This window comes from Massilia aquatica, assembly GCF_011682045.1.
GTDB classification, from domain to species: Bacteria; Pseudomonadota; Gammaproteobacteria; order Burkholderiales; family Burkholderiaceae_D; genus Telluria_A; species Telluria_A aquatica.
This window is the reverse complement of record NZ_VVIW01000005.1, coordinates 86,920-100,552: the sequence shown is the minus strand read 5'-3', so window position 1 is coordinate 100,552 and position 13,633 is coordinate 86,920. Positions and strand designations below refer to the sequence as shown.

The following is a 13,633-nucleotide window of genomic DNA, read 5'->3' as shown; positions in this document are numbered from 1 at the left end:
ACAATGACTACAGACAATAACAAAGATACCCTGCAAAAATTCATCTTCGACAACGCCGCCGTGCGCGGCGAATTCGTCGAAATCTCAAGCACCTGGCACGAGATCCTGCAGCGCCACAGCTACCCGCCGGCGGTCAAGACGGTGCTCGGCGAAATGCTCGCCGCGGCGGCCCTGCTCTCGGCCAACCTCAAGTTCAACGGCGCCATCGTCATGCAGATCCACGGCGACGGGCCGGTGCGCCTGCTGGTGGTCGAATGCGATTCCGGGCTGCGCATGCGTGCCACCGCCAAGGTGGCCGATGGCGTCAGCGTGGCCGACGACGCCAGCCTGACCGACCTGCTCAACCCGGGCGGCAAGGCGCGCTTCGTCATCACGCTCGACCCGGCCGACAAGATGCCGGGCCAGCAGCCCTACCAGGGCATCGTGCCGCTCGACGGCGACGACATGGCGACCGTCATCGAAAACTACATGCTGCGTTCCGAGCAACTCGACACGCGCCTGTGGCTGGCGGCGGACGACAACGTCGCGCGCGGCCTGCTGCTGCAAAAGCTGCCGCGCCACAGCGGCAAGGACGACCAGATCAAGCAAGAGAGCGAAGCCGACGAACTCGAGACCTGGAACCGCGCCGTCATGCTGGCCTCGACCCTGAAGCAGGAAGAACTGCTCTCGACCGACATCCAGACCCTGATGAACCGCCTGTTCTGGGAAGAGACGATCCGCGTGTTCGACCCGGCCCATCCGCAGTTCCATTGCAGCTGCACGCGCGAAAAAGTCGGCAACATGCTCAAGATGCTGGGACGCGAAGAAGTCGACGGCGCCCTCGATGAACTGGGCCAGCTGGCGATCGACTGCGACTTCTGCGGCAAGCACTACGCATTCGACAAGGTCGATTGCGCGCAGCTGTTCGTCGGCGACACGCCGGTCGAAGTGCTCATTGCCGCCAGCGACGTAAAGCACTGACATGCGCGACTCGCCCCGCTCCGCGTTCCCGCATTTCCTGGCCATTCCCACGCGCTGGATGGACAACGACGCCTACCAGCACGTTAACAACGTCGTCTACTACAGCTTCTTCGACACCGCCGTGAACCAGTTCCTGATCGCGCGCGGCGTGCTCGATATCCACGCCGACAGCGTGGTCGGGCTGGTGGTCGACACGGGATGCTCGTATTTCAGCTCGATCGCTTTTCCGGACACGGTGCATGTGGGCGTGCGCGTGGCCAAGCTGGGCAACTCCAGCGTGCGCTACGAGCTGGCGCTGTACCGCAACGACGACGCGCTGCCGGCGGCGGCAGGGCATTTCGTGCATGTCTACGTCGACCGCGCCAGCAACCGTTCGGTCCCCGTGCCGGACGCGGTGCGCGCCGTGCTGGCCAGCATCGCCAGCGCAGCGCCGGCATCGGCATGACAGGCGCCTGCGCCCACACCATGCGCCTCCTCGCGCAGGGTGACGCCGAGGCCCTGCTGACGTTTGAACTGGCCAACCGCGCCTGGTTCGAACGCCACGTGGAAGCGCGCGAGCCGGGCTTCTATTCGCCCGGCGGCGTGGCGCGCCACATTGCGCAGTACCTGCAAGGCCATGCCAGCGGCGCCTGGCATCCGTGCGTGCTGCTCGATGAGAACGGGCGCATCGTCGGCCGCGCCAACCTGAAGGGCATCGACCGCGCCGAGGGATCGGCCGAAGTGGGCTACCGCATCGCGCGCGACCAGACCGGCAAGGGCCTGGCCACGTTCGCCCTGCGCAATCTGGTCGGGCTGGCGCGCACGGTTTGGCAACTGAAAGAACTGCGCGCCGAGATCACGCACGCCAACGGGGGATCGGCGGCGGTGCTGCGCAAATGCGGCTTCGTGCACGCGCGCGACTTGCCCAATCTTGCCGTCGTCGACGGCGCGCAGGTCGACGGCGCGCTGTACCTGCTCGACCTGGCGCCGGCCTGACGCCCTTATGCGGGCATGGGCTGCAAGCCTGAGCGCTTGTCCTTGAAGAAGGCCCACGCCTCTTCGGCCACCGCCACACCGGCATTCCGGGCACCGGGGAATTTGCTGAACAGCCCCGGATAGCGTTTCAACTTGCCCGGTTCGGCATGGCAGCCGCCCTCGATCCTGATCATGCCACGCCGGCGCGCAGGCGACGTATGCACAGCCCATCAATTTGTTATCATCAAGGCATCCGCAACTCCACACGCGCCCCATCATGAGCAGCGTCGCCGCCAGCGCCAGCGCAGTTTCCGCCGCCACCAGCGCGCGGCCGGCCCCTGCGCGCACCGGACTGACGCCCGAGGCGCTGGCCCAGGTCGACAAGCTCAAGTCGCGCGATGCCGAAGTACGCCAGCACGAGCAGGCCCACCTGGCCGCCGCCGGTGGCTTGGCACTCTCCGGCGCCAGCTATACCTACCAGCGCGGACCGAATGGCGTCAACTACGCCATCGGCGGCGAAGTACAGATCGATACCTCGCCCGGCGCCACACCGCAGGAGACCATCGCTCGCTCGCGCGCCATCGCGGCGGCCGCGCTGGCGCCGGCCGATCCGTCGGGCGCGGACCGCGCCGTCGCCGCCCAGGCCGCGCAAATGGAACAACAGGCACGCGCCGGACTGGCCGCCGAACCAGGCACGCAAACGCCATCGGCCGCCAGTGTGGACAGCGCCGCGCCGGACAGCGCCGCGCCGGACAGCGCCGACCCGCGCCGCCTGGCGCTGCAACGCGCCTACGACAGCGCACCCCGGGCGGCGCCGTCGCTCATGGCAGTCGCCTGACGCCTGCCGGCACCGGCCGCGCCGAGGTCTTACAGCCCGACCATGCCCATCTCTTTCTGGTTGTAGCGCGCGCCCTGCACCGCGCCGCGCGGCACGGCCTCGCCAATCGCCGCCACGTCGGCCGCGCTCAGCACCAGCTGCGCAGCGCCCACGTTCTGCTCCAGGTTGGCCAGCCGGCGCACGCCCGGAATCGGCACGATGTACTCACCCTGCGCCAGCAGCCAGGCCAGCGCCAGCTGGGCCGCGCTGGCCCCGCGTGCGGCAGCCAGTTGTTCCAGGCGCGCCACCAGCGCCGCGTTGGCGCGCAGCGCCTCGTCCTGGAAGCGCGGCAGGCCGCGCCGGTAATCGTCCGCCGCCAGCGCCTCGGTTGACCCCAGCTGCCCGGTCAGGAAGCCCCGTCCCAGCGGGCTGTAAGGCACAAAGCCCACGCCCAGTTCACGGCAGGCCGGCAGCACCTCGTCCTCCACCTCGCGGCTCCACAGCGAATACTCCGACTGCAGCGCGGCGATCGGATGCACCGCGCACGCGCGCCGCAAGGTGTCGGCCGAGGCTTCCGACAAACCCAGATGCAGCACCTTGCCTTCGCGGACCAGATCGGCCATGACGCCGACCACTTCCTCGATCGGCACCGCCGGATCGACGCGGTGCTGGTACAGCAGGTCGATCTTTTCCACGCCGAGCCGCGCCAGCGAGCCCTCGACCGCCGCGCGCACATGTTGCGGGCGGCTGTCCACCCCCGTCACCCGCTCCATGCCCTGCCCCTGCGCGCCGATCTTGAATCCGAATTTGGTGGCGATGGTCAGCTTGCCGCGCAGCTGGCGAAAAGCGCGCGCCAGCAGCTCCTCGTTGGCGTAGGGTCCGTAGACTTCCGCCGTATCGAACATCGTCACCCCCAGGTCGACGGCGCGGTGCAGGGTGCGGATCGACTCCGCCTCCTCGGCGCCGCCATAGGCGAAGCTCATGCCCATGCAACCGATGCCGATGGCCGACACCGACAAGCCGGTCGTTCCCAATGTACGCGTTTTGATCACAGCTAACTCCTCGTGGTTTGAATGAGCGGCCAGTATGCGCGGCCTGGTTTGATCGGATAAGATGCCTTATTGCGCATGCACTACTGAGAAAATTTCATCAATTTATGATCGACCTGCATGAACTTGACGCCTTCGCCGCCGTGGCGCGCCTGCGCAGCTTCCGCAAGGCCGCCGCCGAACGCGGCGTCTCCCCTTCCGCGCTGAGCCACACCCTGCGCGCGCTGGAAGAACGCCTCGGCGTGCGCCTGCTTAACCGCACCACCCGCAGCGTGACCCCGACCGAAGCCGGCGCGCGCTTGCTGGCGCGCCTCGCGCCCGCCATCGGCGAGATCGCCGACGCCCTGGCGGAACTGGACAGCCTGCAGGACGTGCCGGCCGGCGCCCTGCGCATCAACCTGCCGCGCTCCGCCGCCCGCCTGCTGCTCGCCCCCATGCTGGGGTCCTTCGCGGCCACCTATCCGCGCGTGCAGTTAGAGGCCGTCACCGACGACGGCCTGCTCGACATCGTCGGCGCCGGCTTCGACGCCGGCGTGCGCTTCGGCGAGCGGCTGGCCGCCGACATGATCGCCATTCCCTTCGGCCCGCCGCAGCGCTTCGTGGTGGTCGCCTCCCCCGCCTACCTGGCGGCGAACGGGGCGCCGGCCACGCCGCGCGAGCTGGAACGGCACGGCTGCATCGGCCGCCGCTTCCCCAGCGGCAGCCGCTACGCCTGGGAGTTTGCGCAGGACGGACGCAGCTACTCGGTCGCCGTCAACGGCGCGCTGGTGTTCGACGACGACGAGCTCATTCTCCGCGCGGCGCTCGACGGCGCCGGCCTGGCGTATATCTACCACGCCGATGCGGCGGCCCACATCGACGCCGGCCGCTTGCAGGTGCTGCTGGCCGGGTTCGAGGCGGCGCCGTCCCAGTACTTCCTGTACTACCCCAGCCGCCGCCAGATGCCGCCCGCGCTGCGCGCCTTTGTCGATGCCGTGCGCGGCTAGTTATCCAGCGTGTATTCGAGCGCGTAAAAGTGTTTGCCGTCGACCACGCTGAGCGCCAGGCTGCCGCTGATCCCGCTCAACTCCCCGGTGCCCGAATCGGGAACGATGGTAATCGTGGCCTGGCTGGTCCCGCCGCGCATGGTGCCCGCATGCTGGAGCACGAAACTGCCCGTACGTCCCGCCAGCGTGCCGCTGACCCGCTCGATGGCGACGTAGGCGGCAGAACCTTTGACATCGCTCACCGCCGTGAGCATGGTGCCCTCGCCGCTGGCGGCCAGCTCACCCGCGTAGCGCTTGTCGAGCGCCATGCGGGCGGTGGCGGTGCGGCCTTCCTTCTCGGGCGTGCCAGCGGGTATGATCGTGATCTCGAACGGCCCGCTGGCGTGAAGCAGAACGGGCGCCGCCTGGGCGCTGGCTGTTGGCAAGGCGGCTAGAAGGGACAGCGCGGCTGCGCTGGAATGGATCATGGACATGGCAGACTTTCGGATTCAAGTAAGTGCAAGGATGGACGGCGCCGCATTGACACGCGCGGTTGCTCGCAGAACCACCACAGTAAGCGCGAGGACGACAAACATCTTGGATAAACCCGACACCGCCCCATCGACGCCGAAAGGCATCGTCGATCCGCTCGGCATGGCGCGCCGCATCCGCCTGGCCACCTATCCGCCGGCGGCGCCGCTGGCGCTGTTTGTCGACTACTACTGGATCGTCGAATGGAACATGGGCGAGCGCGCGCCCGAGATCCAGCGCGTGCTGCCCTACCCGAACGCGCACCTGGTGTTCGACCGTGGCCGGAGCGCCATCCATGGCGTGGTGCGCGGCGCGTTCGAACGCAGCGTGGCCGGCGCCGGCCGCGTGCTGGGGGTGCGCTTCAAGCCGGGTGGCCTGCGTCCTTTCATCGATCATCCGTTATCAACCCTGGCCGACCGCACCATGCCGGTCGACGAGGTGTTGCGCGTGCCGGGGGTCGAGGCCGAACAGCGCGTGTTCGCTGCCGCCGGCGACGCCGGCATGGTCGGCGCGGCCGAAGCGATGCTGCTCGCGGTGCTGCCGGCGCCGGACCCGCGCGCCCTCCTCGCCGCACAAGCGGTGGCCGCCGCCGCAGCCGTCGATGGCCCGGCCAGCGTGGCCGCGCTGTGCGCGCAGGTCGGCATCGAAGAACGCGCGCTGCAAAGGCTGTTCAGCAATTATGTGGGAGTGTCGCCCAAGTGGGTCATCCAGCGCTACCGGCTGCAGGAGGCGAGCTGGCGCCTGGCCAGGCCGGGAGCGCCGGACCTGGCCGACCTGGCAAGCCAGCTGGGGTTTTTCGACCAGGCCCACTTCACGCGCGACTTCACGAAACTGGTGGGGACGTCGCCGCTGGAGTACTGGAAGTCGCAGCAGGCGCCAGGTCAGGGCGGTGCATAGAGCCTGCGCATGCCTGGCGCATCGGCGCCGGCCGCGACAAAATAAGGGCGCTGCCAGCGCTGCGTGGCCTGCGCCTGCTTGCTGGTCGTGACAACCCATGGCGGATACACGCGGATCGCGCGCTTGCCGCCCTGCCCGCCGCGCGCCACCACATCGCGCGCGCCCAGCAGCGCCGTCGGGAAAACGAACTGCCCGAGCCGTTCGCCGTCGCGGGTGCTGACCACGAACAGGTCGACCGGGTCGCTGTCGTCGAACGGCTGGATCGGGCCGGCGCCGATGCGTTTCCACAGCGTGACGAACTGCCCCACCTTGGTTGGCGTGATTTTGGCAACCCGGAAGCGCACCCTCAGGCCGGCAACCTCGAAGACCGCCGCCGCATAGTCGGCGCTTTCGGCCTCGTGCCGGGGCACGCTCCATGCCAGGCCATGCGCGTCGTATGCCTGCTGGAGCGCGAGCAGGTCGGGATGAAAGGGCTTGTCGTTCAGTGTCATGGAAAACCAGGCAGCATGGCCGGAGCAAAAGCGGCATTCTAGCCGCCGCCCCGGCATCGCCGCTATTGGTTCAACAGTACCTGCGTAATCAGGCCCGTGGCAATCGCCACCAGCGCGTAGTCGCCGTTGTCCTGCACCCAGTGCGATCCACGCGGCGGCGCGCTCAGGCGACGGCTGCGCCAGTCGCTCACCACGTAGCTGCTGCCCCGATAGCGCTGATCCAGGTAGGCGCCGCGACGGAAGTGGTGACGCTGCGCCGGACGATACTCGTGTCCCTGGTAGCCGCCGCGCGGGCCGTCGTAACGGTCGCCGCGGCGATTGTCGTGACGGTCATGACGGTCGTCGCGGTCATGCCGCTCATAGCGGTCATGGCGGTCATTGCGTTCATTGTGCTCGCTGCGCTGACCGTCGTCGCCGCGATAGTCGCGCGATTGGGCGAAAGCTGCGCTGCCGGTGCCCATGCAAACAGCCATGAGGGCGATGATGAGGGCTTTCTTGTGCATATGAACTCCTGTCGTCAATACTGCGTGCAGCAAATGGGCCGCCTGAACATACCGTCTCTTCGGGGACCAGGGCGACTACTGCGTGTCGTCCATGTACCCATTACACCGCGATTGGCTCCTTGCAACCAGCATGCACCGGTAAGAAGTGTTACGGGACGTATCTGCCGGTCCGCAGCGCCGCTCATCCCCGCATAGCGCCGGTCGGCACCTTTTTGCCAAAAGGACAGCACGCTCGCCCAGAATGCGCTTCATTCTCACCACCCCACTTGATGAAGGCACGACATGCAAAGCACCCTCCTGTTCTCCCTGGCCCTGATGGCGTCAAACGGCGCGGCAGCCGCCTCCGGCAGTGGCGCCGGAAACGTCACCGAACCGCCGATGGCCGCCATCAAAGGCGGCACGTTCGCGATGGGCGGCCCGGTCCCGGGCCCGGACAAGGACTATCCGACCGACCAGCCGGTGCACGAGGTGCGCGTGCCCGCCTTCCAGATGGCCAAATATGAAGTCACCGTCGGCCAGTTCCGCCAGTTCGTCGAAGCGACCGGCCACAAGACCCAGGACCAGTGCTGGAAGTTCTCCAGCGCCGAGTGGGGCATGGACATGGGTCCCGGCGCCTGGAACACGCCCGCTTACGCGCCGGGCGACTACCATCCGGTCATGTGCGTCACGTGGCAGGACGCCACCGCCTACGCCAAATGGCTGTCGGCGCAGACCGGCAAGCCATACCGCCTGCCGTCGGAAGCCGAATGGGAATACGCCGCGCGCGCCGGCAGCAAGGGCGACTACTACTTCGGCAACGATGCCACCGAGGTGTGCCGCCATGCGAACATCCGCGATGTCACGGGCAGCAAGGCGATCGCCGCCATCATCGGCCGCACCGGCAAACCGGCCACCTGCGAAGATGGCGCTGCGTTTACCACCGTGGTCGGCATGTACCAGCCGAACGCCTTCGGCCTGTACGACATGATCGGCAATGTGGGTGAATACGTAGCCGATTGCGAACACCTGAACTACGAGGGCGCGCCGGCCGATGGCTCGGCATGGACCACCAACTGCAGCAAGCGCCAGTCGCCGATGATGATGCACCGCGGCGGCAGCTTCTCGTCGCGCGATGTGCGCACGGTGGTGCGCGGCCACGCGGGGGACGATAACGCGAGCAGCATCGGCGAAGGCTTCCGCCTGGCGCTGGGCGGACCGGTGCAGGCGCAGGCCGCGTCGGCGGCGCGCTTCGAGGCGGAACTGGTCACGGCGCGCGCGGCCGAACGCGAACGGCGCAAAGCGGCCAAGTAAGCGGCAACCAGGCCGCACCCGCTGTCTTGCTAGAATGCGCTCTTAGATCATCCACTGGATAAGCCGACCGCATGCCACTTCACTTCTTCCCGCGCCAGCGCGACTTCTGGCTCTACCACTTCAGCGCGGTGGCGGTCGGGCTGATGGCCAGCATTGCCATCGCCGTGGTGTGGGGTTTCATGGTCAGGCTGCAGGTCTACACCAGCCTGACGTGGATTCCGTTCTACACGCTGGCGGTGCTGGTGCTGCGCTGGCTGTACAAGCGGCGCGGCGGCGACACGGTACCAATCGCCAGGCTGATTGCCATCGTGGTGATCTACAGCGCAGTGGCAGGCATGGTGATCGGCGCCTGCGTCACCGCCGTGGTCACGCCGATGTTCTTGAAAGCCATCAGCGCCAAATACAAAGCGCTCAAGATACCGGTGATCCCGTCCGAACTCATACTGAACAAATTCATGGACGAAGCCCCCAAGAGCCAGCTGTTCGTGGCGGTATGGGGCTTCATCTACATCAGCGTAAGCAGCAGCCGGCGCATCAAGAACGCCGAACTGTTCAACCTGCGCCTGCAGAACAACCTCAAGGAAGCGCAGTTGAGCAGCCTGTCGAACCAGCTCAATCCGCACTTCCTGTTCAATTCACTCAATAACATCCGCTTCATGATCCATGAAGATGCGCAGCGCGCCGACGCCATGATTACCTCGTTTTCCGACATCCTGCGCTACTCGCTCGAAAGCAGCCGGCACGAAAAAGTCAGCCTGCATCATGAAGTGGGCATCATCACCAAGTACCTCGCCATCGTCAAGACGCAGCTGGAAGAACGGCTCGACTTCTCCCTTCGCATCGCGCCCGGCCTCGATGACGCGCTGATGCCGCCGATGGTCTTGCAGATGCTGGTGGAGAACGCCATCAAGCATGGCCTCGACCAGCTCCAGGGCGGCGGGGTCCTGAGCGTGGCCGCCAGCCAGCATGGCCAGTGCCTGCTGCTGGAAGTGCGCAACGACGCCCCGGACGCGCCCATGCAGAAGCCCGGCTGCACCGGCATCGGCCTGCTCAATATCGAACAGCGCCTGCATCTGCTGTATGGCGAATCGGCCAGCCTGAAGGCGGCGCACGCCGATGGGGTGTTCAAGGTCACTGTCACGCTGCCGCTGGAGCGCGCGGCATGAGGGTGATGGTGATTGAAGACTCGCGCCTGGCGCGCGAGGGCCTGGTGCGCATGCTCGGCCAGTTCGACGGGGTCGAGGTGGTCGGCCAGGCGGACCACCCGGCAACGGCGGCGCCGCTGATCGCCGAACTACGGCCGGATGTGCTGTTCCTCGACATCCACATGCCCGGCGCCAGCGGCTTCGACCTGCTGGAGTTGCTCGACTACCTGCCGCGCATTGTCTTTACGACAGCGTATTCGGAATACGCGATCCGCTCGTTCGACTACAACACCGTCGACTACCTGCTCAAGCCGGTCAGCCACGAACGGCTGGCCACTGCGATTGCCAAGCTGGCTGCGGCCGATGCCGCGCCGCCCGCACTGGCAAGGCCGCCGCTCGACATCAACAGCAAAATCTTCGTCAAGGATGGCGAGCGCTGCCACCTGGTGAGCCTGGAGACAATCCGCTATATTGAAAGCTGCAAGAACTACGTGCGCATTTTCTTCGGCAGCGAGAAAGCCTACGTCAAAAAATCGCTGAACAGCATCGAAGAGCGCTTGCCGGTCAAGTTCTTCTTCCGCGCCAACCGCCAGTGCATCATCAACCTGCAGGAAATCCGCGCCATCGAAGAATCGATCTCGATGGGTTATGAGGTGACCATGAGCGATGGTAAAGTGCTGGAAATCTCGCGCCGCAATGCCCAGGAATTGAAAGACCTGTTGAGTTTTTAACCTACCGGAGATCGTCGATATGCGCATACCCCGACGGGCATTGCCCGCCCTGATCATGGCCGCCACCCTTGCCCCTTGCAGCTATGCCGCCGTCACCAGCGTCGATGTCGGCCCCGCCCTGCCGCGCGCCGCACTGGTGAAAGAAGGCGTGCACCACTACCTGCGCTACCTGCACAACGGCGACGCCAGGATCCCGCTGGACATCATCACCCGCGAAATCCGATTTTCCACCGAAGATGGCCAGCAGCGCATGCGCATCACGCAACGCTACGACGCGGCGGCGGCGGCGCCGTCGCTGAAAACGGTGACCTCTTGGTTCGATGCCGGCTCGTTCCGGCCACGCACCCACGAGCGCATCGCGGAAAAGGACGGCAAGCGCGTGGTCGAAGGCTTTGTCTTTGCGCCTGATAAAATCACCGGCATGAAGGACCTTGCGGACAGCGTCAACAAGGACCTGGTGGTCGCATCGCCAGAGCCGACCTTCAACTTCGAGACCGACATCGAGACGCTGCAAGCCTTGCCGCTGGCGGACGGCTTCGAGGCGCGCATCAACTTCTACCACCCGGGCAGCCAGCAAGGGCCCGCGCGCTACCTGTTCAAGGTGACCGGATCGGCCAGCCTGCCCGGCCCGGGCGGCATGATCGACTGCTGGGTCGTGACCACCGACTACAACCGCCCCGGCACCATATCGACCTTCTGGTTTGCCAAGGGCAGCCAGCTGATGGTGCGCCAGGACAGCCCGGTGGGCGAAGGCAAGGTCGCCGTCAAGATCCTGATCGACTAAGCGTCATAACAGATTCGCCAGCGCCCCGGCCAGGGCCGGATGGCGGAACGCGAAACCGCTGGCCTGCAGCCTGGCCGGCGCCACGCGCTGGCCTTCGAGCAGCAGGTCGGCCTGTTCGCCCAGCGCCAGGCGCATCGGCCAGCCGGGCGTCGGCAGCCAGTAGGGGCGCTTCAACACGGTGGCCGCCACCTTGTTGAAGTCAGCCTGCGACAGATTTTGCGGCGCGGTGAAGTTCCAGGCCCCGCCCTCGCCCCCGGTCCACAGATGGGCCATGCCGGCGATCAGGTCGTCCACATGGATCCACGACAGCCACTGGCGCCCGCCGCCGAGCGGGCCGCCCATGCCCAGTTTGACCGGCAACAGCATCATCGGCAGCGCGCCCTGGGTGCCCAGCACCAGCCCAAAACGCATGCACGCCACGCGCACGCCATGCGCCGCGGCCGCGTAAGCGGCTTCTTCCCACTCGCGGCACAGGTCCGACATGAACATCGCCTGCGGTCCATCGCGCTCGGTGAGCACCGTATCAACCCCCTGCGCCTGGATGCCGTAGTAACCGATGGCCGACGCCGACAGCATCAGCGCCGGCTTGTGATGGGCCGCCGCAATCCAGGCGACCACCTTGCGCGTGGTGCCGATGCGGCTGGCGCGCAAGGCCGCGCGGCGCGCTTCGCTCCAGCGCCAGCCGAGAATACGGGCACCGGCCAGGTTGACCACCACGTCGATGCGGCGCGCCGGCGGCAAGGCGCCCATGTCGCCGATGCACTCGACGCGGGCGTCGAACATCCAGGCGGCTGCGCGCGGCTGGCGCGTGAGTACTGTGACGCGATGGCCGTCGGCGAGCAGTGCGCGCACCAGTTTCTGGCCGATGAACCCCGTAGCGCCGGTCACCAGCACCGCGCATTCGGCGTCGCCAAAACGCAAGGCGGGTGCGTCCGCCCGTGCCGCCTGGCGCGCAAGCGCGCGCGCCGCGAACGCATCGCGGATGCCGGACAAGCCGACCCCGAGGCCGCACACGAACAGGAAGAGACTCAGGGCGCCGTGCGGCTCCCACACCAGCGCGGTCGGCAGCGCCAGCGCTTCGCCGGCGTTCAGCGCCAGCAAGGCGATGAAGGCGCCGCCGTTCATGGCCAGCACCGTATGCGTGACGCGTTCGGTGGCCGGCAGCAGGCGGGTCTTGTCCTCGACCACGAAGTCCCACAAGGTCAGCACGATTTCGACCGCGAACACGACCAGCAGAACCACTGCCCACAGGCCATTGAAGCGCCAGCACGACAGGCCGATGAACATGGCGCTGTAAATGAGGGCGCGCACGGCATGGATCGACAATTCCAGCCTGGCGCTGGCGCGGCCCGGGAGCGCCTCGGTCAGTTCATGGTGATACAGGGTGTCGAAGGCGCCCAGGCAGCCTTGGCACGCCATTAACTGCAATGCCAATACATGGGTATTCATGCTCGCACCTCGCGAAACACGCCCGCCTGCGTGAAGGTTGTACCGAACAGCGCGTGGCGGATCTCGATACGGATATCGAACTGCGCGCTGTTGTTATTGCGGTGGCACAGATAGGTCTTGCCCGGCGTGAGCCAGGCCGGCACGGGAATGCGCACGCCCGCTATCTGCCAGAAGTAGCCGTCGCTCTCGAAATGCAGGTTCCCATCGCGCACCGCCAGCACCAGCTTCATTCCCATGCCCATGCCGACGTATTCGAGCACTTCGCCGCGCGCGCTCTCGAGCATGTAGGACGTGAACTGCACCGGCTTGCGTCCGTTGAGGCGATAGATGCGCTGCTTGAAAATGGCCACACTGCCCTCTTTCGAATAGACCTCGATATCGACCGGGAAATCGGCATCGTTGTACGGCATCAGCGCGCCCTGGATCAGCGGCATGGTCAGGTAGCCGAGCACGCGGCCGACTTTCGAGCAGGTCAGCTCCGTCATGCGGCCGGTGTAGTACAAGGGTTTGCCGGGCATCGGGTTATGGTCGAAGCGCGCCTGGATGTCGGGATGCAGGCCGCCCCACGCGGGACCGAGGATCTTTTTGAATAACTCGCCTTCGGACGGATTCACGCGCGCACCGCCTGCGCGCGGTCGACCCAGAACAGGTACGCCAGCGGCGGCAGCATCGTCACCAGGGCAAAGGTATCGATCCAGATGTTGTCCCAGCAGCCGGCGCGCAGCGACACCAGCATGTCCTGCGGGGCCCACAACAGCATGCCGGCGATCAGCGCGCCCCAGGCAAAGGCGCTGCGCTGGCGCGCACCGATCCAGGCCAGGGCGCCCATCCACAGCGCCGCGCTTTGCACGGTGGGGCCGAACAGCGAGATCCACCAGATCTGCTGCGCGTGGGCCTGGGGCGGCACGTTCGCGCCCCAGAAGGCGGTTTCGATGCCGCGATGGTAGCCGCTGAAGATCGCAGCGTCGGCGAACCACGGCAGCAGCATGCCGACCACCAGGTGCGCGACGATGGCGGCAGCCATCCAGCGGATGGCCCAGAGGCGTAAAGAGGACGATTGCATAGTC

18 protein-coding genes are annotated in these 13,633 nt (G+C 66.6%); 10 read left to right on the top strand and 8 right to left on the bottom strand.

Features of this window, described 5'->3' with window-relative positions; genetic code table 11:
- Positions 1 to 3: 3 nt before the first annotated feature.
- From hslO to F1609_RS11160, 3 genes are read left to right on the top strand one after another with little or no spacing between them, the layout of a single operon-like run.
- Positions 4 to 960, top strand: a complete 957-nt coding sequence (hslO, locus tag F1609_RS11170; RefSeq protein ID WP_167076513.1) for an Hsp33 family molecular chaperone HslO — start codon at positions 4 to 6, stop codon at positions 958 to 960.
- 1 nt (position 961) lies between these two features.
- Positions 962 to 1,405 (top strand): acyl-CoA thioesterase, encoded by a 444-nt coding sequence (locus F1609_RS11165; RefSeq protein ID WP_167076512.1) that lies wholly within the window; start codon positions 962 to 964, stop codon positions 1,403 to 1,405.
- The gene (locus F1609_RS11160; RefSeq protein WP_229421824.1) at positions 1,402 to 1,935 is read left to right on the top strand and encodes a GNAT family N-acetyltransferase; all 534 of its coding nucleotides are present in this window, start codon (positions 1,402 to 1,404) and stop codon (positions 1,933 to 1,935) included. The genes F1609_RS11165 and F1609_RS11160 overlap by 4 nt, the downstream gene beginning before the upstream one ends.
- Positions 1,936 to 1,940: 5 nt before the next feature.
- On the opposite strand, the gene F1609_RS11155 is transcribed toward F1609_RS11160, so the two are convergent.
- Positions 1,941 to 2,108: a hypothetical protein gene (locus F1609_RS11155; protein ID WP_167076511.1), complete on the bottom strand. Its 168-nt coding sequence runs from the start codon at positions 2,106 to 2,108 to the stop codon at positions 1,941 to 1,943.
- Between the two features lie 83 nt (positions 2,109 to 2,191).
- Here F1609_RS11155 and F1609_RS11150 point away from each other — a divergent pair, with 83 nt between their 5' ends.
- Positions 2,192 to 2,752: a putative metalloprotease CJM1_0395 family protein gene (locus F1609_RS11150; RefSeq protein WP_167076510.1), complete on the top strand. Its 561-nt coding sequence runs from the start codon at positions 2,192 to 2,194 to the stop codon at positions 2,750 to 2,752.
- Positions 2,753 to 2,781: 29 nt separating this feature from the next.
- Here F1609_RS11150 and F1609_RS11145 read toward each other — a convergent pair whose 3' ends face one another.
- Entirely contained in the window at positions 2,782 to 3,783 is a 1,002-nt protein-coding gene (locus F1609_RS11145) for an aldo/keto reductase (RefSeq protein ID WP_370661617.1), read from the bottom strand.
- 104 nt (positions 3,784 to 3,887) lie between these two features.
- Between F1609_RS11145 and F1609_RS11140 the strand changes: the two genes are divergently transcribed.
- On the top strand, positions 3,888 to 4,766 hold the full coding sequence (locus tag F1609_RS11140) for a LysR family transcriptional regulator (protein WP_167076509.1): 879 nt from the start codon (positions 3,888 to 3,890) through the stop codon (positions 4,764 to 4,766).
- On the opposite strand, the gene F1609_RS11135 is transcribed toward F1609_RS11140, so the two are convergent.
- On the bottom strand, positions 4,763 to 5,239 hold the full coding sequence (locus F1609_RS11135) for a DUF3224 domain-containing protein (RefSeq protein ID WP_229421822.1): 477 nt from the start codon (positions 5,237 to 5,239) through the stop codon (positions 4,763 to 4,765). The two genes, F1609_RS11140 and F1609_RS11135, sit on opposite strands and share 4 nt — an antisense overlap.
- A 103-nt stretch (positions 5,240 to 5,342) precedes the next feature.
- Here F1609_RS11135 and F1609_RS11130 point away from each other — a divergent pair, with 103 nt between their 5' ends.
- Positions 5,343 to 6,173 carry a helix-turn-helix transcriptional regulator gene (locus tag F1609_RS11130; protein WP_229421820.1) on the top strand — a complete coding sequence of 277 codons (831 nt, stop codon included), beginning with the start codon at positions 5,343 to 5,345 and terminating at the stop codon, positions 6,171 to 6,173.
- Here F1609_RS11130 and F1609_RS11125 read toward each other — a convergent pair.
- Both F1609_RS11125 and F1609_RS11120 read right to left on the bottom strand, forming a co-directional pair.
- On the bottom strand, positions 6,158 to 6,664 hold the full coding sequence (locus F1609_RS11125; protein ID WP_167076508.1) for a MepB family protein: 507 nt from the start codon (positions 6,662 to 6,664) through the stop codon (positions 6,158 to 6,160). The genes F1609_RS11130 and F1609_RS11125 overlap by 16 nt on opposite strands.
- Positions 6,665 to 6,726: 62 nt before the next feature.
- Positions 6,727 to 7,167 (bottom strand): RcnB family protein, encoded by a 441-nt coding sequence (locus F1609_RS11120; RefSeq protein ID WP_167076507.1) that lies wholly within the window; start codon positions 7,165 to 7,167, stop codon positions 6,727 to 6,729.
- A 282-nt stretch (positions 7,168 to 7,449) separates the two neighbouring features.
- Between F1609_RS11120 and F1609_RS11115 the strand changes: the two genes are divergently transcribed.
- The 4 genes from F1609_RS11115 (at position 7,450) to F1609_RS11100 (ending at position 11,117) form a co-directional block, all read left to right on the top strand.
- The gene (locus tag F1609_RS11115) at positions 7,450 to 8,457 is read left to right on the top strand and encodes a formylglycine-generating enzyme family protein (protein ID WP_167076506.1); all 1,008 of its coding nucleotides are present in this window, start codon (positions 7,450 to 7,452) and stop codon (positions 8,455 to 8,457) included.
- Positions 8,458 to 8,528: 71 nt separating this feature from the next.
- Positions 8,529 to 9,623 (top strand): sensor histidine kinase, encoded by a 1,095-nt coding sequence (locus tag F1609_RS11110; RefSeq protein WP_167076505.1) that lies wholly within the window; start codon positions 8,529 to 8,531, stop codon positions 9,621 to 9,623.
- A 5-nt stretch (positions 9,624 to 9,628) separates the two neighbouring features.
- The gene (locus F1609_RS11105; protein ID WP_229421819.1) at positions 9,629 to 10,333 is read left to right on the top strand and encodes a LytR/AlgR family response regulator transcription factor; all 705 of its coding nucleotides are present in this window, start codon (positions 9,629 to 9,631) and stop codon (positions 10,331 to 10,333) included.
- A gap of 19 nt (positions 10,334 to 10,352) precedes the next feature.
- Positions 10,353 to 11,117, top strand: a complete 765-nt coding sequence (locus F1609_RS11100; RefSeq protein WP_167076503.1) for a DUF3108 domain-containing protein — start codon at positions 10,353 to 10,355, stop codon at positions 11,115 to 11,117.
- Between the two features lie 3 nt (positions 11,118 to 11,120).
- Here the strand turns inward: F1609_RS11100 and F1609_RS11095 are convergent, their stop codons facing one another.
- The 3 genes from F1609_RS11095 to F1609_RS34535 are packed head-to-tail and all read right to left on the bottom strand — an operon-like array spanning position 11,121 to position 13,629.
- Positions 11,121 to 12,566, bottom strand: a complete 1,446-nt coding sequence (locus tag F1609_RS11095) for a TIGR01777 family oxidoreductase (RefSeq protein ID WP_167076502.1) — start codon at positions 12,564 to 12,566, stop codon at positions 11,121 to 11,123.
- Positions 12,563 to 13,180, bottom strand: a complete 618-nt coding sequence (locus F1609_RS11090; RefSeq protein ID WP_167076501.1) for a DUF4166 domain-containing protein — start codon at positions 13,178 to 13,180, stop codon at positions 12,563 to 12,565. The genes F1609_RS11095 and F1609_RS11090 overlap by 4 nt, the downstream gene beginning before the upstream one ends.
- Positions 13,177 to 13,629, bottom strand: coding sequence for a cell division protein (locus tag F1609_RS34535; protein ID WP_229421817.1), 453 nt, complete (start codon positions 13,627 to 13,629; stop codon positions 13,177 to 13,179). The genes F1609_RS11090 and F1609_RS34535 overlap by 4 nt, the downstream gene beginning before the upstream one ends.
- Between the last annotated feature and the right edge of the window lie 4 nt (positions 13,630 to 13,633).

Bases quoted from the DNA above. Each gene is read 5' to 3' on its own strand.
- hslO (WP_167076513.1), top strand. From the start codon at position 4: ATGACTACAGACAATAACAAAGATACCCTGCAAAAATTCATCTTCGAC.
- F1609_RS11165 (WP_167076512.1), top strand. From the start codon at position 962: ATGCGCGACTCGCCCCGCTCCGCGTTCCCGCATTTCCTGGCCATTCCC.
- F1609_RS11160 (WP_229421824.1), top strand. From the start codon at position 1,402: ATGACAGGCGCCTGCGCCCACACCATGCGCCTCCTCGCGCAGGGTGAC.
- F1609_RS11155 (WP_167076511.1), bottom strand. From the start codon at position 2,108: ATGATCAGGATCGAGGGCGGCTGCCATGCCGAACCGGGCAAGTTGAAA.
- F1609_RS11150 (WP_167076510.1), top strand. From the start codon at position 2,192: ATGAGCAGCGTCGCCGCCAGCGCCAGCGCAGTTTCCGCCGCCACCAGC.
- F1609_RS11140 (WP_167076509.1), top strand. From the start codon at position 3,888: ATGATCGACCTGCATGAACTTGACGCCTTCGCCGCCGTGGCGCGCCTG.
- F1609_RS11135 (WP_229421822.1), bottom strand. From the start codon at position 5,239: ATGTCCATGATCCATTCCAGCGCAGCCGCGCTGTCCCTTCTAGCCGCC.
- F1609_RS11125 (WP_167076508.1), bottom strand. From the start codon at position 6,664: ATGACACTGAACGACAAGCCCTTTCATCCCGACCTGCTCGCGCTCCAG.
- F1609_RS11120 (WP_167076507.1), bottom strand. From the start codon at position 7,167: ATGCACAAGAAAGCCCTCATCATCGCCCTCATGGCTGTTTGCATGGGC.
- F1609_RS11115 (WP_167076506.1), top strand. From the start codon at position 7,450: ATGCAAAGCACCCTCCTGTTCTCCCTGGCCCTGATGGCGTCAAACGGC.
- F1609_RS11110 (WP_167076505.1), top strand. From the start codon at position 8,529: ATGCCACTTCACTTCTTCCCGCGCCAGCGCGACTTCTGGCTCTACCAC.
- F1609_RS11105 (WP_229421819.1), top strand. From the start codon at position 9,629: ATGGTGATTGAAGACTCGCGCCTGGCGCGCGAGGGCCTGGTGCGCATG.
- F1609_RS11100 (WP_167076503.1), top strand. From the start codon at position 10,353: ATGCGCATACCCCGACGGGCATTGCCCGCCCTGATCATGGCCGCCACC.
- F1609_RS11095 (WP_167076502.1), bottom strand. From the start codon at position 12,566: ATGAATACCCATGTATTGGCATTGCAGTTAATGGCGTGCCAAGGCTGC.
- F1609_RS34535 (WP_229421817.1), bottom strand. From the start codon at position 13,629: ATGCAATCGTCCTCTTTACGCCTCTGGGCCATCCGCTGGATGGCTGCC.